Here is a 24,902-nt window from a genome sequence, read left to right on the forward strand (position 1 = left end):
ACCCGTTTTAGTTCCACGCACTTTTTGAGATTCCCGGTTTTTTCTGCCATCAGCCGGTACTCTTCCGGCGTCAGGTTGTTCAGGGATTCATGAGTCCGCTGGTTGTTATATTCCATCAGTCAGCGCTCTGTCATTTTCCGTGCTTCATTCAGTGTTCTGAACAGGTAAAAATCCAGAACTTCTGTCCGGTATGTCCGTTTGAACCGTTCGATGAACGCATTCTGTGTTGGTTTACCGGCTTGATAAATTCGGCTGTACGCTATGTTCTTCGCCCCTTTGTGCCAGCGTAAATGAGACCAGTTCTTGCCCGTTGTCCATCCGCATCTTCAGCGGGTAGCTGCGGTTTATCACGATCCTGTCCAGCACCCGGACGACTCGCTGAGCCGGGATATTAAGGTTGATTTCTATCGCCCGTGCCTCACGGTTAAAAATTATCCACCACATTGAAGGTCCGAAAGCGTCTACCGCACACCAGCGCGTCGTGCATAAAATCGATGGACCAGCTCTGTTTTAACGCTTGCGGCGTCGTCAATGGTGCTGGATTACGTACTGGCAGCCGTTGCTTTCCCTTACGGCGAAAATTCAGTTTCAGCAGGCAGTAAATCCGGTGAACACGTTTATGGTTCCAGGTATGGCCCTGCCTGCGCAGCAGCTGGAACAGCTTCTTAAAGCCGTAGCGCGGATAGCGTTCAGCTAGCACATGGATCACCGGCTCATCACGCCGGGTATCGGGCTGATAAAAATACACTGCCCTGCTCAGCGATAACGTCCTGCAGGCCTGGCGTAAACTCATGGCAAATTGCGCCGTCAGATAGCTGACGAGTTCACGCTTTATCGCTGGTTTTAAAGCTTTTTTCGATTACGTTTTTTAACGCACGATTTTCCAGACTCAGATTGGCGAACATTTGTTTGAGACGGCGATTTTCTTCCTCCAGGTTTTTCATCTTTTTGATATCTGAGGCTTCCATACCGCCTACTTCGCCTTCCAGTTGTAATAGTTGGCTTCAGAAATACCGGCTTCGCGGCAGACATCCCTGACGGTACGTCAGGCTTCAACGGACTTGAGAACGGCGATGATCTGGTGTTCGGTGAATCGTGCTTTACGCGTGGCGAGCTCCTCAAAGGACATCATCAATATGACGGAAGATCTCTAAAAGTGAATGGTTTGGTTCACAGGGATGCTTACAAGCGATAGGGAAAGGAGAGTGTAGGTTTATGTTTTCGCACGGAATGTTGATGTAACGCAATGGGGGCTGAGGGAGAAGACTATTGCGGCTGGTTATGGTGTCCCCTGCAGGAATCGAACCTGCAACTAGCCCTTAGGAGGGGCTCGTTATATCCATTTAACTAAGGGGACAAGGCGGCACGAGTATAGCGTTTTTCGCCCGCCTGAGTAAGAGCTATACCGTCTGACTGCTTAAACCCTCGCCATTCTGAGCGCTTTTTTATGCCCGGTCGGCATTTTTGGCTTTTGCAGCGGCCTGCGCGCGAGCTTCCGCTTTTCGCTTGTTGCTCATGTCGTTACGGATCTGCGCATGGCTCAGCAGTGCGAAGATGAAGGTCCCGCCGCAGATATTACCCGCCAGCGTCGGCAGGGCGAAAGGCCAGATGAAGTCGCTCCAGGGCAGGCTTCCATTAAACACCAGATAAAGGATCTCCACCGAGCCCACCACGATATGGGTAGTATCCGCCAGGGCGATAAGCCAGGTCATCAGAATGATCACCACGATCTTGGCGGCGCCGGCGAGGGGAAACATCCAGACCATGGTGGCGACCAGCCAGCCGGAAATAATCGCATTGGCGAACATCTCCGTCGGGCTGTTTTTCATCACATCTTCGGCGATGCTGACGAAGGCCTGGCGGGTCGGCTCATCAAAAACAGGCATATAATTGAAGGCCCATGCGGCCACCGCGGTGCCGATGAGATTGCCCGCCAGCACCACAGACCATAGCCGCATGAGTAAACCGACGTTTCCGGGGGTGGGATTGTGCATCACCGGCAGTACGGCGGTGACCGTATTTTCCGTGAACAGCTGCTGGCGGGCCATAATCACGATAATAAAGCCGAAGGTATACCCGAGGTTCTCGAGTAAAAACCCTCCCGGGATCCCCTCCAGCTTGACGTGAAAAATCCCTTTCGCCAGCAACGAGGCGCCCATCGACAGACCGGCCGCAATCGCAGACCACAGCAGGGCCAGCGCATCGCGCTCCATCTCTTTTTCCCCTTCCTGACGAATATGTTCATGGATCGCCATCGCCCGCGAGGGAAGACGGTCTTCATCCACTTCTATCTCCTCCCCGCGCTGCTTTTCTTCACTTTCGACCTCACGTTCGTCGTCCGCTGGCTTTAATTTGTTATCATCAAGTTCATCCATTTCGTGGCCCTCGCTATCACTCTGTATTGTAATAGCGTAGCGGCTTTACCTGGCGTCTGGCTGGGCATACTCTGAAATCGCAAAAATGGTAACGTCAGATTTTTGTCGCTCCGCTAGAATAGGAGCCCCGCGATCTCGTTATTCCCAGGCTATGATCAAATCAACAACTTGGGTGATATAGACATCGTTCAACGTGCTGTTACAATCGCTCACATCTGTACGGGCGGAAACGTTGTCTTTCCGTCATGGATGGCAACTCGCGATAGCCATAAAAACCAGGGAGACATCTATGAATTATCGCCTGTCGGCGCTTGCGCTTGGCGCCACATTGCTGGTGGGATGTGCCAGTTCCAGCTCTGGCGATCGGCCGCAGGGGCGCTCAGACCCGTTAGAAGGGTTTAACCGCACGATGTTTGACTTCAACTTTAACGTGGTTGATCCTTACGTGCTTCGTCCCGTCGCGGTGGCATGGCGTGACTATGTTCCGCAGCCGGCGCGCAATGGCTTAAGCAACTTCACCAGCAACCTGGAAGAGCCGGCGGTGATGGTGAACTCCTTCCTGCAGGGCGACCCGTATAAAGGTATGGTCCACTTTACCCGCTTCTTCCTGAACACCATCCTCGGGATGGGGGGTCTGATCGATGTCGCCGGGATGGCTAATCCGCAGCTGCAGCGCGTTGAACCGCATCGTTTCGGCAGCACGCTCGGCCACTATGGCGTCGGCTATGGCCCGTATGTGCAACTGCCATTCTACGGCAGCTTTACCCTGCGTGACGAAGGCGGCGATATGGCCGATGGCCTCTATCCGGTGCTCTCCTGGCTGACCTGGCCGATGTCGATCGGCAAATGGGCGGTAGAAGGGATTGAGACACGCGCTCAGCTGCTGGATTCCGACGGCCTGCTGCGTCAGTCTTCCGATCCTTACATTCTGGTGCGTGAGGCTTACTTCCAGCGTCATGACTTTATCGCCAACGGCGGTAAGCTGACCCCGGCGGACAATCCGAACGCCCAGGCCATTCAGGATGAACTGAAAGATATCGATTCACAGTAATCTGCGAATAAAAAAAGGGTGAACATGATGTTCACCCTTTTTTGTTGCGCGCTGCTTATCAGAAGCGGTAGTTGAAGTTGGCGCCGTACAGCCAGGCGGTCCCTTCGGAGCGGAAGGTATACGGGCCTTCCTTGATTTCCACATGCTGCCCGTGCATATAGGAAATCCCGACGTCAACCGACGCATCCTTGTTGAACGCGTAGGTGGTACCCGCGCTCAGCCACAGGCGATCCTGGTCCGGAATGGAAATGGAGCGATTGTTGGCCGGTACCGGGCTGTCGTCGAAGGCGATACCGGTGCGGAAGGTCCAGTTATCGTCGTAATAATAGGTCGTCCCCAGCGCTACGCGGTAGGCGTCCTTAAAGCCTTCCTCTTTATAGAACAGCGTCTGGCCGTTGCTGCCGGTGGCTTTCAGCTCCTGGAACTGGCTCCAGCTGGTGTAGGTCAGACTATAGTGGACCGCCCACTGCGGCGCCACGCGGTTATAGCCCGACAGTTCCCACATTTCCGGCAGGTTAAGGGTCAGTGAACCGCCGGTGGTCTGGCCGTTAGTACCCGCCGGCAGACCGAAGTTGCCAAGGATCTGGTTATAGGCCGCTGGCAGACTGCTGCGATAGTTACCGTCGAAATCGATCTTGACCTCGGAACGGTAGGTTAAACCGTAGCGGTTGTTCTTATCCAGCTCATAGAGGATACCGGCGTTCCAGCCAAAGCCCCACGCATTGCCGTTAAGATGGGCGATCTGCGTGTCGGCTGGGATCTTCGCCACCTGACCTGCCAGCGCCGGCGGCAGCGCGCCAGAGCCAGCGACAATCTGGCCCAGATCGCCTGCATAGCGCTCGATCTTCGCCTTAGCGTAGACCGCATCGAAACCTAAGCCAAAGCTCCAGTTGCTGTCGAGGCGATAGGCGCCGCTCAGGTTGAAGTTAGCCGTAGTCAGGTCTGTTTTACCGCCCATGCTGCCGGCCGCATAATCATCGTTATACTCTGTTGCCAGGCCGTAGTTGGAGGTGATGGACGCCCCCCAACCGAACTGATCGTTAATCGGCGCGACAAAGTGGAAGTTGGGTACCCACGCCGTCGGGGCGATATTGTCCGCATTCAGGCTTTTGCCGGTGGGGGAAGTGCCGGAGACATTGACGCCCGGGTCGACAAAAACGGCGCCCGCCGACATAGTCGGACGGTCAAACATCATAATTAATGCCGGGTTACGACTGGCATTGCCTGCATCATCTGCGATAGCCCCTTCACCGGAATAGGCCCGACCCAGCCCTGATGAAGAGAATTCGTTGAGCTGGAAGCCTGCTGACCAGGCCTGGGTGGAAACAAGTGCGACAGCCACTGCAAGGGCAGATTGGGTAAAGCGGGTTTTCTGGCTCATGCCCATAACCTCATTGAGTTATTTTTTTTTAAACTATGTTACATGCCGTAACAGAAGCGCGGAAGTGTAGGGTCTGCGGTACAACAGAGAAATCAGACCAGTGCGCTGAGTATAGGTCTGACCAGATGAGTTGTTGCAAGTTTGTTTATGAAGTTTTTCAATTGTGATAACAGAAACGCGATCCAGCTGGCAAAATTGTCGGGGGGAAGGCGACGGAGAAAAGGTGATTTTTGTTTTAGATCATTTTTAAGTGTGATTTCTGTCACTTAACGCGGTGATAGCGATTATCGGCTGGAGGCAAACCGGAGGGCGGGCGTAAAATAGGCACATTAATTGTCTGGCACCGCAGGTGCATATCCAGAGGAAATCTACGATGAGTAAATGTAGCGCTGATGAAACCCCGGTTTGCTGCTGTATGGATGTTGGGACCATTGTCGACAACACCGACTGCACCGCCTCATACAGCCGCGTATTCGCCAACCGCGCGGAAGCAGAGCAAATGCTCGCCGCGCTGAGCGAAAAAGCCCGCAGTGTGGAATCTGAACCGTGCAAAATTAATCCCGTCTTCGCCGACGTTGACGGCGGCGTAAAGCTGGATATCGATTTTGTGTTTAGCTGTGAAGCCGAATCCCTCATCTTCCAGCTGGGTCTGCGTTAATCCCTCCGCTTAGCGCCCCGTGAAAGGGGCGTTATCTTTTCTGTTCAATGTGTTTTGGCTCGCAATTTTTCGCTTCCCCGATTGGCTTAATGTAAAAAATTAGTTAACAATGCTATCAGGTCAGACCACTTGGTTGTCTTGGTTAACAGGGGAGAGTTATGAGTCAGGCATTACCGCTTATCACCCGTCAGGGCGATCGCATTGCCATTGTCACAGGGTTACGCACGCCGTTTGCGCGTCAGGCGACGGCATTTCATGGCGTTCCTGCCGTTGATTTAGGAAAAATGGTGGTTGGCGAAATGCTGGCGCGCAGCGACATTCCTGTGGAAGCCATTGAACAGCTGGTCTTCGGTCAGGTCGTGCAGATGCCGGAGGCGCCGAATATCGCCCGGGAAATTGTGCTCGGTACCGGAATGAGCGTGCACACCGACGCCTACAGCGTCAGTCGCGCCTGCGCCACCAGCTTCCAGGCCGTGGCGAATGTCGCTGAAAGCCTGATGGCCGGCACCATCCGCGCCGGTATCGCCGGCGGTGCCGATTCCTCCTCTGTGCTGCCTGTCGGCGTCAGCAAAACGCTGGCCCGCGCGCTGGTCGATGCGAACAAAGCCCGCACGCTGAGCCAGAAACTGAAGCTGTTTTCCCGCCTGCGGCCGCGCGACCTGCTACCGGTCCCCCCGGCGGTGGCGGAATATTCAACCGGCTTACGGATGGGCGATACCGCCGAACAGATGGCGAAAAGCTGGGGGATCAGCCGGGAACAACAGGATGCGCTGGCGCATCGTTCACATCAGCTGGCGGCTAAAGCTTGGGAAGAGGGAAAGTTGTCCGCGGAGGTGATGACCGCCTATGCGCCCCCCTTCCGCCAGCCGCTGGAGCAGGACAACAACATCCGTAAAAATTCAACCCTCGCAGATTACCAAAAGTTACGCCCGGCCTTCGACCGTAAACATGGCACCGTTACCGCCGCCAACAGCACGCCGCTGACGGATGGCGCGGCGGCGGTGATCCTGATGACCGAGTCGCGGGCCAAAGAGCTGGGGCTGACGCCGCTGGGTTATCTGCGCAGCTATGCCTTTACCGCCATCGACGTCTGGCAGGATATGCTGCTGGGGCCCGCATGGTCCACGCCGCTGGCGCTGGAGCGCGCTGGCCTGACGCTGGCGGATCTCACGCTTATCGATATGCATGAAGCTTTCGCCGCGCAGACGCTGGCCAATCTTCAGTGTCTGGCAAGCGACCGCTTTGCCCGCGAGGTGCTGGGCCGCGCGCAGGCCACCGGTGAGGTGGATGAGAGTAAATTTAACGTCCTCGGCGGCTCTATCGCCTACGGTCATCCCTTTGCCGCCACCGGCGCGCGGATGATCACCCAGACGCTGCATGAGCTGCGGCGACGGGGAGGGGGATTTGGTCTGGTGACGGCCTGCGCGGCAGGCGGTCTGGGCGCGGCGATGATTGTGGAGGCTGAATAATGGATACGGTTTCCGCTTTTAAGCTTGAGGTCCGTGCGGACAACATCGCGGTGATTACCATCGATGCCCCGGGTGAAAAAATGAATACCCTGAAGGCCGAGTTCGGCAATCAGGTGCGGGGACTGATACGCCAGATACGCGACGATAAGTCGGTGCGCGGCGTGGTATTTATCTCCGCCAAAGCCGATAACTTTATCGCCGGCGCAGATATCAACATGATTGCCCGCTGCCGCAGCGCGCAGGAGGCGGAAGCGCTGGCGCGCCAGGGGCAGCAGATTATGGCCGAGATCCATGGCTTGTCGATTCCGGTCATTGCCGCCATCCATGGCGCTTGTCTGGGCGGCGGACTGGAGCTGGCGCTGGCCTGCCATGGCCGCATTTGTAGCGATGACGAAAAAACCCGACTCGGGTTGCCGGAGGTACAGCTTGGCCTGCTGCCGGGTTCCGGCGGGACGCAGCGTTTACCGCGGCTGATCGGCGTCAGCACGGCGCTGGATATGATGCTCACCGGCAGGCAGTTACGGCCGCGCCAGGCGCTGAAGGCCGGTCTGGTGGACGAGGTGGTTCCGCAGACAATTTTACTGCAGGCGGCGGTGGAGCTGGCGCTGAAGGGGCGCCCGGCCAGCCGCGAGGTGCCTGTTCGCGAACGCGTGCTGGCGGGCCCCCTGGGTCGCCATCTGTTATTCCAGTACGTCGGCAAGCAAACGCAGCGCAAGACCCAGGGCAACTACCCGGCGGTGAAGCGAATTTTGCAGGTCGTCGAGAATGGTCTGGCCCATGGCTGCAGCAGCGGTTACGCCGAAGAGGCCCGCGCGTTTGGCGAACTGGCGATGACCCCGCAGTCGCAGGCGCTGCGATCGATCTTCTTTGCCAGTACCGATCTGAAAAAAGACCGTGGCGCTGAGGCGGAACCCGCTCCGCTGAGAAGCGTTGCCGTCCTGGGCGGCGGCCTGATGGGTGGGGGGATCGCCTATGTGACTGCCTGTAAAGGCGGACTGCCAGTGCGAATCAAAGATATTCAGCCGGGCGGGATCAACCACGCCTTAAAGTACAGCTGGGATCTGCTGAACAAACAGGTTCGCCAGCGTCGACTGCGCCCCAGTGAGCGCGATCGTCAACTGGCGCTGATCACAGGCACTACCGACTATCAGGGCTTTACCCATCGCGACGTGGTGATTGAGGCGGTATTCGAGGACCTGGCGCTGAAACAGCGGATGGTCAGTGAAGTGGAGCAAAACGGCGGGCCGCAGACTATCTTTGCCTCGAATACCTCGTCGTTACCGATAGGCGATATAGCCGCCCATGCCAGCCACCCTGAGCGGGTGATCGGCCTGCACTTTTTCAGTCCGGTGGAGAAAATGCCGCTGGTTGAGGTGATCCCGCATAAAGGAACCGATCCGCAGACTATCGCCACGGTGGTGCAACTGGCTAAACGTCAGGGGAAAACGCCGATCGTGGTGGCGGACAAAGCGGGCTTCTATGTAAACCGCATCCTCGCGCCGTATATAAATGAAGCGATGCGCCTGCTGGTGGAGGGAGAACCGGTTGAGGTGATTGATAAGGCGCTGGTGAAATTTGGTTTCCCGGTGGGACCGGTTCAACTGCTGGATGAAGTAGGTATTGATACCGGCACCAAAATTATTCCCGTGCTGGAGAATGCCTTTGGAGAGCGTTTCAGCCCGCCTGCAAACATCATTGACGCGATTTTGAAGGACGATCGCAAAGGTAGAAAAAATAATCGTGGTTTCTATCTTTATGAGACAAAAGGGCGTAAAAGCAAAAAACGGCCCGACCCGGCAGTCTATCCGCTGCTGGGCATCGACCGCCCCCAGTCGCGGTTGTCCACGCAGCAGGTGGCGGAGCGCTGTGTGATGATGATGCTTAACGAGGCGGCGCGCTGCTTTGATGAGCAGATTATCCGTAGCGCGCGCGATGGTGATATCGGCGCCGTATTTGGTATAGGGTTTCCGCCATTTCTTGGCGGCCCGTTCCGGTATATGGATACTATCGGCGCGGGTGAAGTTGCCGCGATCCTGCAGCGCCTGGCCGCCCAGTACGGCCCACGTTTTACACCCTGTGACACTTTATTACGCATGGCCGAACAGGGGACCACCTTTTGGCCAGCGGATGAACGGATGACCTAAGTTATGGTCAAAGAAGGTAAATCCGGCTGCGGATGACGCTGTTGATTGGCTGTTTTGTAAACAATCATTGACTATACTTACGCCATTGAGGTAAAAAACAGCGTTTCATTCGTTGAATGGATCAGGCACAATGCCCGGCCACCGGGTCACCTGCGTATTGTCTTCGCAGGCCAAACTACGGTGCTTCTGGTTAACAAAAGCGGTGCAATATGCAAGTTTTTATTATGCGTCACGGCGACGCTGCCCTCGATGCAGCCAGCGACTCGGTTCGTCCATTAACCGTATGCGGTTGTGATGAGTCTCGTCAGATGGCAACCTGGCTGAAAGGTCAAAAAGTGGATATTGAGCGCGTTCTTGTCAGTCCCTATCTGCGTGCGGAACAAACGCTGGATATTGTTGGGGAGTGCATGAACCTGCCGAAACATGTCGACGTGATGCCGGAACTCACGCCGTGCGGCGATGTGGGAATGGTGAGCGCCTATCTGCAGGCGCTGGCAAATGAAGGCGTGGCGACGGCGCTGGTCGTCTCCCACCTGCCGCTGGTGGGGTACCTGGTCTCAGAGCTGTGCCCGGGGGAAACGCCCCCGATGTTCACCACCTCGGCTATCGCCTGCGTTAATCTGGACGCCGACGGCAAGGGTGAATACCTCTGGCAGAAAAGCCCCTGCAATCTCAAGATGGCCAACGCCATCTGACGACCCCGGAGCTCGCCGTCAAGGCAGCTCCGGCGGTTGCCACTCCTCGACCTCAATCAGAATCAGCAGTGCGGCGTCACCGCCGTACTCTTTTGGCGCCTGATGAAAAGCCATGATGTGCGGATGCTGCGCCAGCCACAGCGGGGTTTGCTGTTTGAGAATGTGCTTCCCGTGCCCGTGCATCACGCAGGCGCAAAACACATGCTCGCGGCGGCAGGCGGCAATCAGCGCGCCCAGTTCCTGTTTGGCCTGCTGCTGGGTGAGCCCATGCAGATCGAGAAACAGTTCCGGGGAATAATCCCCACGGCGCAGCTTTTTCAGCTCAAAATGGCTGACGTCGGCGCGGACATATTTTGTCGAGCCTTCGGTATTCAGTAACGGCTGAAACTCATCGGAAAAATAGTGGCTGTTGTCGGCCTGTTCCTGCAGCAGACGCTTAGGGGCAACCTCGGTGATTTTCTTGCGCTGCGGGCGGTGAACGATGGTGTCCTGTTTGATCTTCCGCGTGCCGGTCATCAGCTGACGGAACAGCGCCTGATCCTCCTCGCTAAGCGATGTCTTCTTTTTCATTGTCCGCTCTCATTAATACTTTGCGCTAGTTTACCCGACTCAATATCCCTTCGGGCAAGGAAAACCTGTTTTTTCCCCCGCCACCCCACGCAAGAATGCTGATTTATCGCCGTCTTCATGGCACACTAGCCGCCGAATTTATAGCAGAGTGTGCCCTGGAGGATGTCGTGGATAAAATTTTTGTTGATGAGGCAGTCAATGAGCTGCATACCATTCAGGACATGCTGCGCTGGGCGGTAAGCCGTTTCAGCGCTGCTAATATCTGGTACGGTCACGGGACTGACAACCCATGGGACGAGGCGGTACAGCTGGTGCTGCCTTCGCTGTATCTGCCGCTGGATATTCCGGAAGATATGCGCACTGCGCGCCTGACCTCCAGCGAGAAACACCGCATTGTAGAGCGGGTGATTCGCCGCGTGAACGAGCGTATTCCCGTCGCCTATCTGACCAACAAAGCGTGGTTCTGCGGCCATGAGTTTTACGTCGATGAGCGAGTGCTGGTGCCGCGCTCCCCGATCGGCGAACTGATCAATAACCAGTTTGCCGGGCTGATTACCCATAAGCCGCAGCATATCCTTGATATGTGCACCGGCAGCGGCTGCATCGCCATTGCCTGCGCCTATGCCTTCCCGGAAGCCGAAGTCGACGCCGTGGATATCTCCCCGGACGCGCTGGCCGTCGCCGAGCACAATGTGGAATCCCATGGCCTGATCCATCACGTGACGCCGATCCGTTCCGACCTGTTCCGCGACCTGCCGAAGCTACAATACGATCTGATCGTCACTAATCCGCCGTATGTCGATGAAGAGGACATGGCCGATCTGCCGGAAGAGTATGAGCATGAGCCGGTTCTGGGTCTGGCCTCCGGAAGCGATGGCCTGAAGCTGACGCGCCGCATCCTCGGCAATGCGCCGGATTATCTCAGCGACGACGGGATTCTGATTTGTGAAGTCGGTAACAGCATGGTACATCTGATGGAGCAGTATCCGGACGTGCCGTTTACCTGGCTTGAGTTTGATAACGGCGGCGACGGCGTCTTTATGCTGACCAAACAGCAGCTGATTGACGCTCGCGCGCACTTCGGTATTTATAAAGACTAAAAAAAACAACACGCCAACATAACGACAAAGAATGGAGCCGTGATGGCAGGAAATACAATTGGACAACTCTTTCGCGTCACCACTTTCGGCGAGTCGCACGGCCTGGCGCTGGGCTGCATCGTTGACGGCGTGCCGCCGGGCATTCCGCTGACCGAAGCCGATCTGCAGCACGACCTCGATCGTCGTCGCCCGGGTACCTCGCGTTACACCACGCAGCGTCGCGAGCCGGATCAGGTCAAAATCCTCTCCGGCGTCTTCGAAGGCGTCACCACCGGGACCAGTATCGGGCTGCTGATTGAGAACACCGATCAGCGCTCGCAGGATTACGGCGCGATCAAAGATCTGTTCCGTCCTGGCCATGCGGATTACACCTACGAACAAAAGTATGGTCTGCGCGACTATCGCGGCGGCGGTCGCTCCTCCGCCCGCGAAACCGCGATGCGCGTGGCGGCCGGGGCGATTGCCAAAAAATTCCTCGCCGCGAAGTTCGGCATCGTCATTCGCGGCTGCCTGACGCAGATGGGCGACATTCCGCTGGCTATTAAAGACTGGGATCAGGTTGAACAGAATCCTTTCTTCTGCCCGGACCCGGAGAAAATCGACGCTCTCGATGAACTGATGCGCGGTCTGAAAAAAGAGGGCGACTCCATTGGCGCCAAAGTGACCGTCGTCGCCGACGGCGTACCGCCGGGCCTTGGCGAGCCGGTCTTTGACCGCCTTGACGCCGATATCGCCCACGCGCTGATGAGCATCAACGCCGTGAAAGGCGTGGAGATTGGCGACGGTTTCGACGTGGTGAAGCTGCGCGGCAGCGAAAACCGCGATGAGATCACCAAAACCGGATTCCAGAGCAACCACGCCGGCGGCATTCTTGGCGGCATCAGCAGCGGTCAGCAGATCGTTGCCAACATCGCGCTGAAGCCGACCTCCAGTATTACCGTTCCCGGTCATACCATTAACCGCTTTGGCGAAGAGGTGGAGATGATCACCAAAGGGCGTCACGATCCGTGCGTCGGCATACGCGCCGTACCGATCGCTGAGGCGATGCTGGCGATTGTCTTAATGGATCACTTTATGCGTCAGCGCGCGCAGAATGGCGACGTGACGACGACAATTCCACGCTGGTAACCATGAAAAACACCGTTATCGCCCTGCTGGCGCTGCTGGCCAGCGCCGGCAGCCTGGCCGCCACGCCATGGCAGAAGATATCCCAGCCAATTGGCGGCAGCGCGCAGTCGATTGGCGCGTTCTCCAATGGCTGTATCGTTGGCGCCGAGGCGCTGCCGCTGAACGCCGCCGGCTATCAGGTGATGCGTACCGATCAGCGTCGCTACTTCGGTCATCCGGATCTGGTTCAGTTTATTCAGCGCCTGAGCAATCAGGTGCACAATAAAGGCATGGGGACCGTGCTGATTGGCGACATGGGGATGCCGGCAGGCGGCCGCTTTAACGGCGGCCACGCCAGCCATCAGACGGGCCTCGATGTCGATATCTTCCTCCAGCTGCCGCAGACGCGCTGGACTTCGTCCCAGTTGCTGAAGCCGCAGGCTCTGGATCTGGTCGCCAGCGATGGCAAACGCGTGGTGCCGTCGCTGTGGAGTCCGCAAATCAGCCAGCTGATCAAGCTGGCGGCGGAAGATAGCGAAGTGACCCGCATCTTCGTCAACCCGGCGATTAAACAGCAGCTGTGTCTGGATGCGGGCAACGACCGCCAGTGGCTGCGCAAAGTTCGTCCCTGGTTCCAGCATCGCGCCCATATGCACGTCCGTCTGCGCTGCCCGGCGGGCAGCCTGGAGTGCGAAGATCAGGCGCCGCCGCCGGCCGGCGATGGCTGCGGTGCGGAGCTGCAGAGCTGGTTCGAGCCACCTAAACCCGGGTCTACCCCACCTGTGAAGAAGACGCCGCCGCCGTTGCCGCCTTCCTGCCAGGCGCTACTGGATGAGCATGTGCTGTAATGGATAGTTTTATCGAGTTGTTTTCCGTATCGCCGCTGGTGCTGGTGGTGCTTTTCTTTGTCGCCATCCTGGCCGGTTTTATTGACTCACTGGCCGGGGGCGGGGGCTTACTGACCGTGCCGGCGCTAATGGCCGCCGGTATGCCGCCGGCCCAGGCGCTGGCGACCAATAAGCTGCAGGCCTGCGGCGGATCGCTGTCGGCGACCCTCTATTTTGTCCGCCGCAAGGTGGTCAATCTCGCCGATCAGAAGCTGAATATTCTGATGACCTTTATCGGTTCAACCGCCGGCGCGCTGCTGGTCCAGCACGTGCAGTCCGATATTCTTAAGCAGATCCTGCCGTTGCTGGTGATCGGCATCGGTCTCTATTTTCTGCTGATGCCGAAACTGGGCGAAGCGGACCGACAGCGTCGGCTCTACGGCCTGCCGTTTGCGCTGGTCGCCGGCGGCAGCGTCGGGTTTTACGATGGCTTTTTCGGCCCCGGCGCCGGTTCGTTTTATGCGCTGGCGTTTGTCACCCTGGCCGGGTTTAACCTGGCGAAGTCGACGGCCCACGCCAAACTGCTCAACGCCACCTCGAACGTCGGCGGCCTGCTGCTGTTTATTATCGGCGGAAAGGTTATCTGGGCCACCGGCTTTGTGATGATGGCCGGCCAGTTTATTGGCGCCCGCGCCGGCTCCCGGCTGGTGCTGAGCAAAGGGCAATCGCTGATCCGACCGATGATCGTTATCGTTTCGGCGGTGATGAGCGCGAAACTTCTCTACGACAGCCACGGGGCTGAGATTTTGCAGTGGTTGGGAATTCATTAATGCAACAGCAACACCATTATCAGCAGCTTATTGACCTCTTCAACAGCTGCTTTGCCGCAGATTTTAATACTCGCCTGGTGAAAGGCGACGATGAGCCGATCTACCTCCCGGCGGACGATGACACGCCATATCACCGTATCGTCTTCGCGCACGGTTTTTTTGCCAGCGCTCTGCATGAGATCTCCCACTGGTGCATCGCCGGCAAAGCCCGCCGCGAGCTGGTGGATTTTGGCTACTGGTACTGTCCGGACGGCCGCGATGCGATGACCCAAAGCCAGTTTGAGGACGTGGAGGTGAAACCGCAGGCCCTGGAGTGGCTGTTCTGCGTGGCGGCGGGATTTCCGTTTAACGTCAGCTGCGACAATCTGGAAGGTGACGTTGAACCCGATCGCATCGCCTTTCAGCGCCGGGTACATGCCCGGGTGATGACTCTGCTTGAACAAGGGATCCCCGAACGTCCGGCGCGTCTTATTCGCGCATTACAACACTATTATCAAACGCCGCCATTGACGGCAGAACACTTTCCGTGGCCGGAAGACCTGCACTAAGGCCACACATTACATGACAAGAGGTAAGATGATGATCGCGGAGTTTGAATCACGCATTCTGGCGCTGATTGACAACATGGTAGACCACGCCAGTGATGATGAACTGTTTGCCGGCGGTTATCTGCGCGGCCACCTGACGCTGGCGGTGGCTGAGCTGGAAGGTGAGGGCGAACATTCAGCGGAAGCGGTACACAGCAAAGTCAGCCATAGCCTGGAGAAAGCCATCGGCGCTGGCGAACTGTCGCCGCCGGACCAAATTCTGGTGCAGGGCATGTGGGAAAACCTGTATCAGCAGGCGAAAAATCAGGCCTGATCCATGATGTAGGTCGGATAAGCGTAGCGCCATCCGACACGCTAACGGCGCAACCAGGATTTACCCTGTTTGCGCTGTGCTTCGCCGGGCTACCGTGTTGGTCGCCCGGATGAGGCCGGGAATGTCGTGCTTCCCAGGGATTTTTCTCCCCTTGCGCTGTTACTTCACCGCTTTTCCCTTCAGCAGTTTTCTCACCCATAGCCGATTCGGATTCAGCGCCGCCAGGGTGCCGCTATCCAGCGGCAGCGGTTCTGCGCTCATCTGCGCCGCCAGCAGCTCAGCGCTTAACGGCGCGGTGCAAATGCCTCGCGATCCGAGGGCGCCAAGCATAAACAGGTTATGAAAGACCGGCGCGCTACCGGCGTTATCCTGCCGTTCGTGGAGGCTGGCGTATTGCGTCAATGTCGCCGCATAGTCCGGCACGTTGCCGACCATCGGCAGATGATCGCGGGTGGCGCAGCGCACGCCGCAGCGGGCGTCACTGGCGCTAATATCCACGTCCTGCGGCCACTCCGCGCCCGGGAAGCAGTCGATCAGCCGTTGCCGGTTGTGCTGCTGATCTTCTTCGCTGAAGGTGGTGTCGGTTTTGCCGCGATGGTAGCTGGCGCCAATGCAGTGCTGCTGATTTTGCGGATTCTGCGGCGTCAGGTAGCCGTCGTAGCACAGCACCTGGCGCAGGGCGGAAAGCCGTGGGGTGGTGGGTATATGGCTGACCTGGCCGCCAACGGGGTAGACCGGCAACGGCGCGGTTTGCGCAAAATCCGATATGCGGTGGCCGTTGGCCAGCACGACCGCCTGATGATAGCGCTGCCGGTTGAGCAGCCAGCCATCGCCCTCCGCGCTCAACGTCTCGACCTGATAACCATAATGCACGTGCAGTCCGCGAGTCGCCGCCAGCGCCAGCAGCTCGGCGGTGAGCTGCTGCGGGCACAGCCAACCGCCGGCTGGATAGGTTATGCCGCCGCAGCCGGTCTCGACGCCGGTCAGCTCCGCGGCCTGCTCCGCCGTCACCGCGCAGGCGATATCAGGGGGCAGCTCCAGGGACAGCATCTGATTGATTTTGTGTGCGCTTTTTTCATCCCAGCCAAGCTGGGTGACCCCGCACCATTGATGATCGAACAGCACCGGCAGCGCGTCGTAGGTGCGGCGGGCGAAGGTAAAGGCGGCCGGGAAAAAGCGCGCCAGCGCCGGATCGTGCTGGCTTAACAGCGGGTAGAGCGCGCCCTGGCGATTACCGGAGGCGCCCTGCGCCGGGGCGTCGTCCGCACAGTAAAGGGTCACCTGCCAGCCGCGACGCAGCAGCGCCAGGGAGAGCAGGGCGCTGGCGATACCGCCGCCGACGATGGCCGCCTCGCGGGCCTCGCTCCCGGGGCGGGCGAACCAGGGCGCGCGCGCCGGAAAGGTCAGCGTTTGCGCCATCTCGCCGGTCAGCATCTCCCGTTTGCGGCCGAAGCCTTTGGTTTTACGCAGGGTAAACCCGGCTTCCTGCAGGCCGCGGCGGACAAAACCGGCGGAGGTAAAAGTGGCCAGCGTCCCGCCGGGACGCGCCAGGCGCGCCATGGCATTGAACAGATCCTGGGTCCACATGTCGGGATTTTTCGCCGGGGCAAAGCCGTCGAGAAACCAGGCGTCCACCTGCTGATTCAGCGAATCATCCAGTTCTCTGGTCAGCTCGTTGATATCGCCAAACCACAGATCGAGCGTGACCCGTCCGCCGTCGAGCAGCAGACGATGGCATCCGGCGAAGGCCGAAGGCCATTGCGCCTGCAGCTGTTCCGCCCATGGAGCCAGCTCTGGCCAGCGCTGGTGCGCCAGGCGGAGATCTTCCGCCTTCAGCGGATATTTCTCAAAACTGATGAAATGTAACCTTTGCAGGGTAACGTCCGGGTTATCGCGAACAAAAACGTCAAACGCCTGCCAGAGGGTGAGGAAATTGAGCCCGGTGCCGAAGCCGCTCTCCGCGACGATCAACAGCGGGCGAGGGTGGCTGGAGAAGCGCTCCGGCAGATGATTTCCGCCGAGAAAGACGTAGCGTGTCTCTTCCAGACCGTTGTCATTGGAAAAGTAAACATCGTCAAAATCTCGGGAAACAGGTGTACCCTCAGCATTGAATTCCAGGTTGGCGGGTTGTATAGCGTTTTGTTTCACGTAAGTTACTCGAATCACAAGGCGTAGCGCGATCTTAGCGATGTGTGCCTGAGGGCGCAAATTTATACACAAAATGTCTGATCGGACTTGTTCGGCGTACAAGTGTACGCTATCGTGCGACACGAAACTTAAAATAGTGCGACTTACAGAGGTATTTAATGAAACGTGCAGTGATTACTGGCTTGGGCATCGTTTCCAGCATCGGTAATAACCAGCAGGAAGTCCTGGCATCTCTGCGTGAAGGACGTTCAGGGATCACTTTCTCTCAGGAGCTGAAAGATTCAGGGATGCGCAGCCACGTATGGGGCAACGTCAAACTGGATACCACTGGCCTCATTGACCGCAAAGTAGTGCGCTTCATGAGCGACGCCTCCATCTATGCTTACCTGTCCATGGAACAGGCCGTTGCCGACGCAGGTCTGGCGCCGGAAGCATACCAGAATAACCCGCGTGTCGGCCTGATCGCAGGCTCCGGCGGCGGCTCCCCGAAATTCCAGGTCTTCGGCGCCGATGCCATGCGCAGCCCGCGTGGTCTGAAAGCCGTGGGTCCGTATGTGGTCACCAAAGCGATGGCTTCCGGCGTTTCCGCCTGCCTCGCCACGCCGTTTAAAATCCACGGCGTTAACTACTCCATCAGCTCCGCCTGCGCCACTTCCGCACACTGCATCGGTAACGCGGTAGAGCAGATCCAGCTGGGCAAACAGGATATCGTCTTTGCCGGCGGCGGCGAAGAGCTGTGCTGGGAAATGGCCTGCGAGTTCGACGCCATGGGCGCGCTGTCCACCAAATACAACGACACGCCGGAAAAAGCCTCCCGCACCTATGACGCCAACCGTGACGGCTTCGTTATCGCCGGCGGCGGCGGTATGGTCGTGGTGGAAGAGCTGGAACACGCCCTGGCGCGTGGCGCGCACATCTATGCGGAAATCGTCGGCTACGGCGCAACCTCCGATGGCGCAGACATGGTAGCCCCATCCGGTGAAGGCGCAGTGCGCTGCATGCAGATGGCGATGCACGGCGTTGATACCCCGATCGACTACCTGAACTCCCACGGTACTTCCACGCCGGTCGGCGACGTGAAAGAGCTGGGCGCGATCCGCGAAGTGTTCGGCGACAACAGCCCGGCTATCTCGGCGACCAAAGCAATGACCGGTCACTCGCTGGGCGCTGCTGGCGTGCAGGAAGCAATCTACTCCCTGCTGATGCTGGAGCACGGCTTTATCGCGCCGAGCATCAACGTCGAAGAGCTGGACGAGCAGGCTGCTGGCCTGAACATCGTCACCAAACCGACTGACGCTAAGCTGACCACCGTGATGTCCAACAGCTTCGGCTTTGGCGGCACCAACGCCACGCTGGTGATGCGTAAATACAACGCTTAATCGGCACGCGATGCACTGAGGGGAGCCACCGGCTCCCCTTTTTTGTCATCTTGACAGGGTAAGAGCCCGCAGGCACACTGCTGGCGGAGCCATTAGTCTCTCCACTAATGCGTAAGCGTTTAACGTCAACCAACGCGCCTTAACCCTGATAGTCAGGTGGAGGGGGCGTGTCGCTTTGCTCGCCTTACTCTGCGAATCTGGAGTAATGCATGTCCGCAGTCACTGAAACAACATCTCATTCTTCCGCGAATTTTTCGCTTTTTCGCATTACGCTCGCCGTCTTTTTGACCTATATGACCGTCGGTTTGCCGCTGCCGGTGATCCCGCTGTTTGTCCATCAGGAGCTGGGATTGGGTAACACCATGGTCGGCGTAGCGGTGGGGATCCAGTTCCTCGCCACCGTTCTTACCCGCGGCTACGCCGGGCGCCTGGCAGACCAGTACGGCGCCAAACGCTCCGTCCTGCAAGGGATGCTGGCCTGCGCCCTGGCCGGCGCGGCCTGGCTGGCCGCTGCGCTGCTGCCACTGCCGGTGTTCGCGAAGCTGGGCCTGTTGCTGCTGGGCCGCCTGATCCTCGGGTTTGGCGAAAGCCAGCTGCTGACCGGCAACCTGAGCTGGGGGATGGGGCTGGTGGGGCCGGCCCGCTCCGGCAAAGTGATGTCATGGAACGGCATGGCGATGTACGGCTCGCTGGCGGTGGGCGCCCCGCTGGGATTGTTAATTTACAGCCACTTTGGCGTGGCGGTCCTGGCCTGCGTCACCATGGGACTACCGCTTGTCGCCTTGCTCATCAACGGCACGGTGCGCAAAGTGGCGGCGCACGGCGGCGAGCGGCCTTCACTGTGGAGCGTCATCGGCATGATCTGGCGGCCGGGTATTGGCCTGGGCCTGCAGGGCGTCGGCTTTGCGGCGATCGGCACCTTCGTTTCTCTCTATTTTGCCAGTCAGAACTGGCCGATGGCCGGATTTACCCTGACAGCGTTTGGCGGCGCCTTTGTGCTGATGCGGGTGCTGTTTGGCTGGATGCCGGATCGGTTTGGCGGCGTTAAAGTGGCGATGGTCTCGCTGCTGATAGAGGCGGTCGGTCTGACGCTGCTGGGACTGGCGCCCGGCGTCTGGGTGGCGCTGGCCGGCGCGGCGCTGACCGGATGCGGCTGTTCGCTTATTTTCCCGTCGCTTGGCGTGGAGGTGGTGAAGCGTGTCCCGGCGCAGGTGCGCGGCACTGCGCTCGGCGGCTATGCGGCCTTTCAGGATATCTCTTATGGCCTGACCGGGCCGCTGACCGGTCTGCTGGCCACTTCGCTGGGCTACTCGTCGGTATTCCTTGCCGGCGCCCTCTGCGCGGCGCTGGGGATCCTCGTCACCCTCATCTCATTTCGCCGCTAGGTTGTTGTCAGACCAGAAACCGCCGTAGTAAACACTGCGGCGTTTGGCATGAAAGGGTGCCGTGAACGCCGCCAGTGCCTGCTGGGCTACAGCAGGAGCCACAGCACCAGGAGCAGGACAACCGCGCCCAGCGCCAGCTGCCAGGGCTTAGCGGCCCATGTCCGCCGGGTCGCGGGCTCCTCCTGCGGGATCGCCAGCGTCTCCTGGGCGCGGGCCACCCGCAGCACAAACACCTTATTCAGCAGCGCCAGGATCTGCGCCGGGCTCAGCGTGGTCTGCGGCGTGACCTGCCAGTTGCGACGGGCAAAGTCGACAATCTTCTGCCACTCCGCGGCCTCCAGCGGCTGCTTGAGCGCCCCCTGCAGCGAGGTAAGCGTGGGCGCGCTTTGCGCGCTGAGCGTCTGCCGCGCCTGCAGCCAGTACGAAAGCGGCGTGAAGTGCGTCGCCGGGATCAGCTCCCCGGACTTGACGCCGCAAAGTTCCAGCATGGACTGCCAAATCAGTTTGCTTGGTTCGCCGGTGGCGGCCGCCAGCTTAGTCACCAGCTGATTGAGCGTGTTGTGCTCGGCCGGCAGCAGTGGACGAAGGGTCGGCGGGCGCTGCTGCGGCTGCGGGATCGACAGCTGACCGCGCTGCAGCAGATGCAGAATGTTCTCCAGTTGCGACTGGCTGAGGGCATGCAGCGCCGTTTGCCCATAATGCTGACGAATATAATCGCTCACCGCCTGGCGGTTATTGCCCTGGCCGAGCAGATCGCTGAGCTGCGCCAGGGTCTGGCGATGATGATGATTGTCCTGCGCGGCGGCCAGGCGCTGGTTGAGACTGGCCTCGGCGGCGCTGAAATGGCGGGCCAGCAGGGGCGTGTCGCCTTTCAGTCCGAGGTCATGTTTGACGCAGGCCCACACTTCCGCATTCTGCTGCGAGGTCAGCGCCACCAGGCGCGTGATCAGTCGCTCCAGGACGGTGCGTTGCTGCATGGAAAGCGAAGGTTCGCCGGTGGCGGCAGTGCCTGATGGGCCTCGCCCTGGAGGACGGTCTGGCATATCTGCAAGGGGGTGCGTCATGATTCATCCTTTCGATATCGCGGTGCTGGAACCAGGTGATGAGTATGCCTGGCGGCCAGATTATGGCACACTTCCCCGGTTAACTCTCGTTCTCAGACAGGTACTGAACTGTGAAAATCCTCGTTGATGAAAATATGCCCTATGCCCGTGAGCTTTTTAGCCGTTTAGGCGACGTGCAGGCGATCCCGGGCCGCCCGGTCCCGGCCGATGCCCTGACCGATGCGGATGCCTTAATGGTGCGCTCGGTCACCCGGGTCAATGAAGCATTGCTTGCCGGCAAGGCCATCAGGTTCGTCGGCACCGCGACCGCAGGCACCGATCATGTCGATCAGGCGTGGCTGCAGCAGGCGGGGATTGGTTTCTCCGCGGCGCCAGGCTGCAACGCCATTGCGGTGGTGGAGTATGTCTTTTCATCGCTGCTGATGCTGGCCGAACGTGACGGCTTCTCGCTGCGCGATCGCACCGTCGGGATTGTCGGCGTCGGTAACGTCGGCGGGCGGCTGCAAAAGCGTCTGGAGGCGCTGGGCATCAAAACTCTGCTCTGCGATCCGCCGCGCGCTGACCGCGGCGACGAAGGCGACTTCCGCTCCCTTGACGATCTGGTCCAGCAGGCCGATGTCCTCACCTTCCATACCCCGCTGTATAAAGAAGGACAATATAAAACGTTGCATCTGGCGGATGAGGCGCTGATTAGCCGCCTGAAGCCCGGAACGATTTTGATCAACGCCTGCCGCGGGCCGGTGGTGGATAACGCCGCGTTGCTGAAACGCCTGGAAGCCGGTCAGTCCCTGAGCGTGGTGCTGGACGTTTGGGAGCCGGAGCCGGATCTCAACATAGCGCTTCTCAAGCGGGTGGATATCGGCACGGCGCATATCGCCGGCTACACCCTTGAAGGGAAGGCGCGCGGGACGACGCAGGTATTCGAAGCCTATAGCGCCTTTATCGGTCATCCGCAGCAGGTGGCGCTGGATACCCTGCTGCCGGCCCCGGAGTTTGGCCGCATCACCCTGCATGGCCCGCTCGATCAGCCGACGCTGAAAAGACTGGTTCATTTGGTGTATGATGTGCGCCGCGATGATGCGCCGCTGCGGAAGGTGGCGGGCGTCGCCGGTGAATTCGACAAGCTGCGTAAAAATTATCAGGAACGTCGCGAATGGTCTTCGCTGTACGTGCAGTGCAGCGATGAGCAGGCGGCGACGCTGTTGCGCCAGCTCGGTTTTAACGCCGTGCATCATCCTGTTCGTTAATGTCTTCTTAATGCCCCTGCCGGATACTCCGGCAGGGCCGCTTTATTTCTGGAGTAAACCACCATGTCTGAAGGCTGGAATATTGCCGTACTGGGCGCAACGGGCGCCGTAGGCGAAGCCCTGCTCGAAACTCTCGCTGAACGCCAGTTCCCGGTGGGGGAGATTTTTGCTCTGGCGCGCAATGAAAGCGCGGGCGAACATCTGCGTTTTGGTGGCAAGTCGGTGATCGTCAAGGACGCCGCCGAGTTTGACTGGACCCAGGCCCAGCTGGCTTTCTTTGCCGCAGGCGTCGAAGCCAGCGCAGCGTATGTCGAAGATGCGACAAACGCCGGATGTCTGGTTATCGATCTCAGCGGCCTGTTTGCGCTGGAGCCGGACGTACCGCTGGTGGTGCCGGACGTGAACCCGTTCGTGTTAGGCGATTACCGTAACCGCAATCTGATTGCGGTGCCCAATAGTTTGACCAGCCAGCTGCTGACGGCGCTGAAGCCGCTTATCGATCAGGGTGGACTGTCGCGAATTAGCGTTACTAACCTGCTCTCCGCCTCAGGGCAGGGGAAAAAAGCGGTGGATGCGCTGGCAGGGCAGAGCGCCAAGCTGCTGAACGGCATCCCCATCGATGAAGACGATTTCTTTGGCCGCCAGCTGGCCTTCAACATGCTGCCGCTGCTGCCGGATCGTGAAGGTAGCGTGCGCGAAGAGCGCCGTATCGTCGATGAAGCGCGCAAAATTCTTCAGGATGACGGGCTGATGATCTCCGCCAGCGTCGTCCAGTCGCCGGTCTTCTACGGCCATGCGCAGATGGTGAACTTTGAAGCGATGCGTCCGCTGGCGGCGGAAGAGGCGCGTGACGCCTTTACCCGCGGCGAGGAGATCGAACTTTCTGAAGAGGGCGAATTCCCCACTCAGGTTGGCGACGCTTCCGGCAACGCCCGTCTCTCCATCGGCTGCGTGCATAATGATTACGGTATGCCGGAGCAGGTCCAGTTCTGGTCGGTGGCGGATAACGTCCGCTTCGGCGGCGCGCTGATGGCGGTGAAGATCGCCGAGAAGCTGATTGAGGAGTACCTGTACTGATGTCTGAGATGGAGCAACAGCCGGTCTGTAAAATCGCGCTGGGCATCGAGTACGACGGTAGCAAATATTACGGCTGGCAGCGGCAAAACGAAGTACGCAGCGTGCAGGAGAAGCTGGAAAAGGCGCTCTCGCAGGTGGCGAACGAACCCATTACCGTCTTTTGCGCCGGCCGCACCGACGCCGGTGTCCATGGCACCGGCCAGGTGGTGCATTTCGAAACCCGGGCGCAGCGTAAAGATGCCGCCTGGACGCTGGGGGTAAATGCGAATTTACCTGGTGACATCGCGGTGCGTTGGGTCAAACATGTCCCGGCGGATTTTCACGCCCGGTTCAGCGCCACGGCGCGCCGCTATCGTTACGTCATCTATAATCATCGCCTGCGTCCGGCGGTATTAAGTCAGGGCGTCACGCATTTTCACCAGCCGCTCGACGCCGCGCGCATGCAGCGTGCCGCACAGTGTTTGCTGGGGGAGAATGACTTTACCTCGTTTCGCGCGGTGCAGTGCCAGTCGCGTACCCCGTGGCGCAACGTGATGCACATTAACGTTACCCGCTACGGCGCTTATGTGGTGGTGGATATCAAAGCGAATGCCTTTGTACATCATATGGTCAGGAATATTGTGGGCAGCCTGATGGAAATCGGGGCCGGAAACCAGCCGGAGAGCTGGATGGCAGAACTGCTGGCAGCAAAAGACAGGACGCTCGCTGCGGCAACGGCAAAAGCGGAAGGGTTGTATCTGGTGTCGGTGGATTACCCGGCCCATTATGATTTACCGGTGCTGCCAATGGGCCCGCTGTTTCTGGCGGACTAATAGGGTCATTAAGGGTAAAGACAAACATGGACTTGATTCACTTTTTAATTGATTTCATCCTGCATATTGATGTGCACCTGGCCGAGCTGGTCGCCCAGTATGGCGTCTGGGTTTATGCCATTCTGTTTTTGATTCTGTTCTGCGAAACCGGGCTGGTGGTAACGCCGTTCCTGCCGGGGGATTCCCTGCTGTTCGTCGCGGGCGCGCTCTCGGCCCTGCCCACCAACGATCTGAATGTCCACCTGATGGTATTGCTGATGGTCATCGCGGCTATCGTCGGCGATGCGGTCAACTACACCATTGGCCGGCTGTTCGGCGAAAAGCTGTTCAGCAACCCGAACTCGAAGATTTTCCGTCGCAGCTATCTGGATAAAACCCATAGCTTCTACGAACGTCACGGCGGAAAAACCATTATCCTGGCGCGCTTTGTGCCGATAGTCCGAACCTTCGCGCCGTTTGTGGCGGGAATGGGGCATATGTCCTATCGTCATTTTGCGGCCTATAACGTCGTCGGGGCGCTGCTGTGGGTGCTGCTGTTCACCTACGCCGGCTATCTGTTTGGCGATCTGCCGGTGGTGCAGGAGAACCTGAAGCTGCTGATCGTGGCGATCATCGTGCTTTCCGTCCTGCCGGGCGTGATTGAGATTATTCGCCATAAGCGGGCGGCGGCGAAGCAGGCGAAGTAGTTTAGCCTGCGTTGCGCGTGACGGTGCACGAGCGTC

22 protein-coding genes, 1 tRNA gene and 1 pseudogene are annotated in these 24,902 nt (G+C 58.7%); 17 read left to right on the forward strand and 7 right to left on the reverse strand.

The features are described from left to right. Nucleotides 1–7 precede the first annotated feature (7 nt). From ABLV52_RS03790 to ABLV52_RS03800, 3 genes and pseudogenes are all read right to left on the reverse strand, one after another. Nucleotides 8–1,129, reverse strand: a pseudogene (locus tag ABLV52_RS03790) (IS3 family transposase). Nucleotides 1,130–1,282: 153 nt separating this feature from the next. Beyond that, nucleotides 1,283–1,357 (reverse strand) — tRNA-Arg (locus ABLV52_RS03795). An 88-nt stretch (nt 1,358–1,445) separates the two neighbouring features. Beyond that, nucleotides 1,446–2,375 carry a formate/nitrite transporter family protein gene (locus tag ABLV52_RS03800; protein ID WP_023290545.1) on the reverse strand — a complete coding sequence of 310 codons (930 nt, stop codon included), beginning with the start codon at nt 2,373–2,375 and terminating at the stop codon, nt 1,446–1,448. 289 nt (nt 2,376–2,664) lie between these two features. On the opposite strand from ABLV52_RS03800, the gene mlaA reads away from it, so the two are divergent. Further along, complete coding sequence (gene mlaA / locus ABLV52_RS03805) at nt 2,665–3,426, forward strand: phospholipid-binding lipoprotein MlaA (RefSeq protein WP_032453618.1); 762 nt, start codon at nt 2,665–2,667, stop codon at nt 3,424–3,426. 58 nt (nt 3,427–3,484) lie between these two features. On the opposite strand, the gene fadL is transcribed toward mlaA, so the two are convergent. Continuing rightward, entirely contained in the window at nt 3,485–4,807 is a 1,323-nt protein-coding gene (fadL, locus tag ABLV52_RS03810) for a long-chain fatty acid transporter FadL (protein ID WP_023290543.1), read from the reverse strand. A gap of 373 nt (nt 4,808–5,180) precedes the next feature. Here fadL and ABLV52_RS03815 point away from each other — a divergent pair, with 373 nt between their 5' ends. The 4 genes from ABLV52_RS03815 (at nt 5,181) to sixA (ending at nt 9,773) form a co-directional block, all read left to right on the forward strand. Next, entirely contained in the window at nt 5,181–5,465 is a 285-nt protein-coding gene (locus ABLV52_RS03815; protein ID WP_023290542.1) for a YfcZ/YiiS family protein, read from the forward strand. Nucleotides 5,466–5,623: 158 nt separating this feature from the next. Further along, nucleotides 5,624–6,934, forward strand: coding sequence for an acetyl-CoA C-acyltransferase FadI (fadI, locus tag ABLV52_RS03820; RefSeq protein ID WP_048336257.1), 1,311 nt, complete (start codon nt 5,624–5,626; stop codon nt 6,932–6,934). Then, nucleotides 6,934–9,078 carry a fatty acid oxidation complex subunit alpha FadJ gene (gene fadJ, locus ABLV52_RS03825; RefSeq protein ID WP_186976785.1) on the forward strand — a complete coding sequence of 715 codons (2,145 nt, stop codon included), beginning with the start codon at nt 6,934–6,936 and terminating at the stop codon, nt 9,076–9,078. Before fadI ends, fadJ begins: the two co-directional genes overlap by 1 nt. 209 nt (nt 9,079–9,287) lie before the next feature. After that, on the forward strand, nt 9,288–9,773 hold the full coding sequence (sixA, locus tag ABLV52_RS03830) for a phosphohistidine phosphatase SixA (protein WP_004201794.1): 486 nt from the start codon (nt 9,288–9,290) through the stop codon (nt 9,771–9,773). Nucleotides 9,774–9,791: 18 nt separating this feature from the next. Here sixA and smrB read toward each other — a convergent pair whose 3' ends face one another. Further along, the gene (gene smrB, locus ABLV52_RS03835; RefSeq protein WP_004201792.1) at nt 9,792–10,343 is read right to left on the reverse strand and encodes an endonuclease SmrB; all 552 of its coding nucleotides are present in this window, start codon (nt 10,341–10,343) and stop codon (nt 9,792–9,794) included. 167 nt (nt 10,344–10,510) lie between these two features. Between smrB and prmB the strand changes: the two genes are divergently transcribed. The 6 genes from prmB to ABLV52_RS03865 are packed head-to-tail and all read left to right on the forward strand — an operon-like array spanning nt 10,511 to nt 15,068. Beyond that, nucleotides 10,511–11,443: a 50S ribosomal protein L3 N(5)-glutamine methyltransferase gene (gene prmB, locus ABLV52_RS03840; protein WP_023290538.1), complete on the forward strand. Its 933-nt coding sequence runs from the start codon at nt 10,511–10,513 to the stop codon at nt 11,441–11,443. Nucleotides 11,444–11,485: 42 nt separating this feature from the next. Further along, on the forward strand, nt 11,486–12,571 hold the full coding sequence (gene aroC, locus ABLV52_RS03845) for a chorismate synthase (protein WP_023290537.1): 1,086 nt from the start codon (nt 11,486–11,488) through the stop codon (nt 12,569–12,571). 2 nt (nt 12,572–12,573) lie between these two features. After that, nucleotides 12,574–13,398 carry a penicillin-insensitive murein endopeptidase gene (mepA, locus tag ABLV52_RS03850; protein ID WP_023290536.1) on the forward strand — a complete coding sequence of 275 codons (825 nt, stop codon included), beginning with the start codon at nt 12,574–12,576 and terminating at the stop codon, nt 13,396–13,398. After that, nucleotides 13,398–14,207 (forward strand): sulfite exporter TauE/SafE family protein, encoded by an 810-nt coding sequence (locus ABLV52_RS03855; RefSeq protein WP_004201787.1) that lies wholly within the window; start codon nt 13,398–13,400, stop codon nt 14,205–14,207. The genes mepA and ABLV52_RS03855 overlap by 1 nt, the downstream gene beginning before the upstream one ends. Next, a complete protein-coding gene (locus ABLV52_RS03860) occupies nt 14,207–14,755 on the forward strand; it encodes an elongation factor P hydroxylase (RefSeq protein WP_023290535.1) in 549 nt (182 codons plus the stop codon). The genes ABLV52_RS03855 and ABLV52_RS03860 overlap by 1 nt, the downstream gene beginning before the upstream one ends. Nucleotides 14,756–14,786: 31 nt before the next feature. Next, entirely contained in the window at nt 14,787–15,068 is a 282-nt protein-coding gene (locus ABLV52_RS03865; RefSeq protein WP_023290534.1) for a YfcL family protein, read from the forward strand. Between the two features lie 159 nt (nt 15,069–15,227). On the opposite strand, the gene mnmC is transcribed toward ABLV52_RS03865, so the two are convergent. Further along, nucleotides 15,228–17,216: a bifunctional tRNA (5-methylaminomethyl-2-thiouridine)(34)-methyltransferase MnmD/FAD-dependent 5-carboxymethylaminomethyl-2-thiouridine(34) oxidoreductase MnmC gene (mnmC, locus tag ABLV52_RS03870; RefSeq protein ID WP_348890030.1), complete on the reverse strand. Its 1,989-nt coding sequence runs from the start codon at nt 17,214–17,216 to the stop codon at nt 15,228–15,230. A 158-nt stretch (nt 17,217–17,374) separates the two neighbouring features. Between mnmC and fabB the strand changes: the two genes are divergently transcribed. Beyond that, a complete protein-coding gene (gene fabB, locus ABLV52_RS03875) occupies nt 17,375–18,595 on the forward strand; it encodes a beta-ketoacyl-ACP synthase I (RefSeq protein ID WP_002913291.1) in 1,221 nt (406 codons plus the stop codon). A gap of 209 nt (nt 18,596–18,804) precedes the next feature. Beyond that, the gene (locus ABLV52_RS03880; RefSeq protein WP_048336254.1) at nt 18,805–19,980 is read left to right on the forward strand and encodes an MFS transporter; all 1,176 of its coding nucleotides are present in this window, start codon (nt 18,805–18,807) and stop codon (nt 19,978–19,980) included. Nucleotides 19,981–20,066: 86 nt separating this feature from the next. Here ABLV52_RS03880 and flk read toward each other — a convergent pair whose 3' ends face one another. After that, nucleotides 20,067–21,044 (reverse strand): flagella biosynthesis regulator Flk, encoded by a 978-nt coding sequence (gene flk, locus ABLV52_RS03885; protein WP_048336253.1) that lies wholly within the window; start codon nt 21,042–21,044, stop codon nt 20,067–20,069. A 110-nt stretch (nt 21,045–21,154) separates the two neighbouring features. Between flk and pdxB the strand changes: the two genes are divergently transcribed. The 4 genes from pdxB (at nt 21,155) to ABLV52_RS03905 (ending at nt 24,866) form a co-directional block, all read left to right on the forward strand. Further along, a complete protein-coding gene (pdxB, locus tag ABLV52_RS03890) occupies nt 21,155–22,291 on the forward strand; it encodes a 4-phosphoerythronate dehydrogenase PdxB (RefSeq protein WP_048297940.1) in 1,137 nt (378 codons plus the stop codon). A gap of 63 nt (nt 22,292–22,354) precedes the next feature. Then, complete coding sequence (locus ABLV52_RS03895; RefSeq protein ID WP_023290529.1) at nt 22,355–23,368, forward strand: aspartate-semialdehyde dehydrogenase; 1,014 nt, start codon at nt 22,355–22,357, stop codon at nt 23,366–23,368. Beyond that, nucleotides 23,368–24,180: a tRNA pseudouridine(38-40) synthase TruA gene (gene truA / locus ABLV52_RS03900; RefSeq protein WP_032453605.1), complete on the forward strand. Its 813-nt coding sequence runs from the start codon at nt 23,368–23,370 to the stop codon at nt 24,178–24,180. Before ABLV52_RS03895 ends, truA begins: the two co-directional genes overlap by 1 nt. Nucleotides 24,181–24,206: 26 nt before the next feature. Next, on the forward strand, nt 24,207–24,866 hold the full coding sequence (locus tag ABLV52_RS03905; RefSeq protein WP_002913221.1) for a DedA family protein: 660 nt from the start codon (nt 24,207–24,209) through the stop codon (nt 24,864–24,866). Nucleotides 24,867–24,902: the final 36 nt, after the last annotated feature.

It is taken from the genome of Klebsiella sp. GB_Kp056, from assembly GCF_040064755.1.
Lineage (GTDB): Bacteria > Pseudomonadota > Gammaproteobacteria > Enterobacterales > Enterobacteriaceae > Klebsiella > Klebsiella quasipneumoniae.

What these genes read in the sequence shown, in the direction of transcription:
- aroC (WP_023290537.1), top strand. Translation starts at nt 11,486, where the DNA reads ATGGCAGGAAATACAATTGGACAACTCTTTCGCGTCACCACTTTCGGC.
- truA (WP_032453605.1), top strand. Translation starts at nt 23,368, where the DNA reads ATGTCTGAGATGGAGCAACAGCCGGTCTGTAAAATCGCGCTGGGCATC.
- ABLV52_RS03855 (WP_004201787.1), top strand. Translation starts at nt 13,398, where the DNA reads ATGGATAGTTTTATCGAGTTGTTTTCCGTATCGCCGCTGGTGCTGGTG.
- fabB (WP_002913291.1), top strand. Translation starts at nt 17,375, where the DNA reads ATGAAACGTGCAGTGATTACTGGCTTGGGCATCGTTTCCAGCATCGGT.
- mlaA (WP_032453618.1), top strand. Translation starts at nt 2,665, where the DNA reads ATGAATTATCGCCTGTCGGCGCTTGCGCTTGGCGCCACATTGCTGGTG.
- ABLV52_RS03815 (WP_023290542.1), top strand. Translation starts at nt 5,181, where the DNA reads ATGAGTAAATGTAGCGCTGATGAAACCCCGGTTTGCTGCTGTATGGAT.
- fadL (WP_023290543.1), bottom strand. Translation starts at nt 4,807, where the DNA reads ATGAGCCAGAAAACCCGCTTTACCCAATCTGCCCTTGCAGTGGCTGTC.
- ABLV52_RS03895 (WP_023290529.1), top strand. Translation starts at nt 22,355, where the DNA reads ATGTCTGAAGGCTGGAATATTGCCGTACTGGGCGCAACGGGCGCCGTA.
- mepA (WP_023290536.1), top strand. Translation starts at nt 12,574, where the DNA reads ATGAAAAACACCGTTATCGCCCTGCTGGCGCTGCTGGCCAGCGCCGGC.
- ABLV52_RS03865 (WP_023290534.1), top strand. Translation starts at nt 14,787, where the DNA reads ATGATCGCGGAGTTTGAATCACGCATTCTGGCGCTGATTGACAACATG.
- ABLV52_RS03860 (WP_023290535.1), top strand. Translation starts at nt 14,207, where the DNA reads ATGCAACAGCAACACCATTATCAGCAGCTTATTGACCTCTTCAACAGC.
- ABLV52_RS03905 (WP_002913221.1), top strand. Translation starts at nt 24,207, where the DNA reads ATGGACTTGATTCACTTTTTAATTGATTTCATCCTGCATATTGATGTG.
- fadI (WP_048336257.1), top strand. Translation starts at nt 5,624, where the DNA reads ATGAGTCAGGCATTACCGCTTATCACCCGTCAGGGCGATCGCATTGCC.
- sixA (WP_004201794.1), top strand. Translation starts at nt 9,288, where the DNA reads ATGCAAGTTTTTATTATGCGTCACGGCGACGCTGCCCTCGATGCAGCC.
- ABLV52_RS03880 (WP_048336254.1), top strand. Translation starts at nt 18,805, where the DNA reads ATGTCCGCAGTCACTGAAACAACATCTCATTCTTCCGCGAATTTTTCG.
- flk (WP_048336253.1), bottom strand. Translation starts at nt 21,044, where the DNA reads ATGACGCACCCCCTTGCAGATATGCCAGACCGTCCTCCAGGGCGAGGC.
- smrB (WP_004201792.1), bottom strand. Translation starts at nt 10,343, where the DNA reads ATGAAAAAGAAGACATCGCTTAGCGAGGAGGATCAGGCGCTGTTCCGT.
- fadJ (WP_186976785.1), top strand. Translation starts at nt 6,934, where the DNA reads ATGGATACGGTTTCCGCTTTTAAGCTTGAGGTCCGTGCGGACAACATC.
- ABLV52_RS03800 (WP_023290545.1), bottom strand. Translation starts at nt 2,375, where the DNA reads ATGGATGAACTTGATGATAACAAATTAAAGCCAGCGGACGACGAACGT.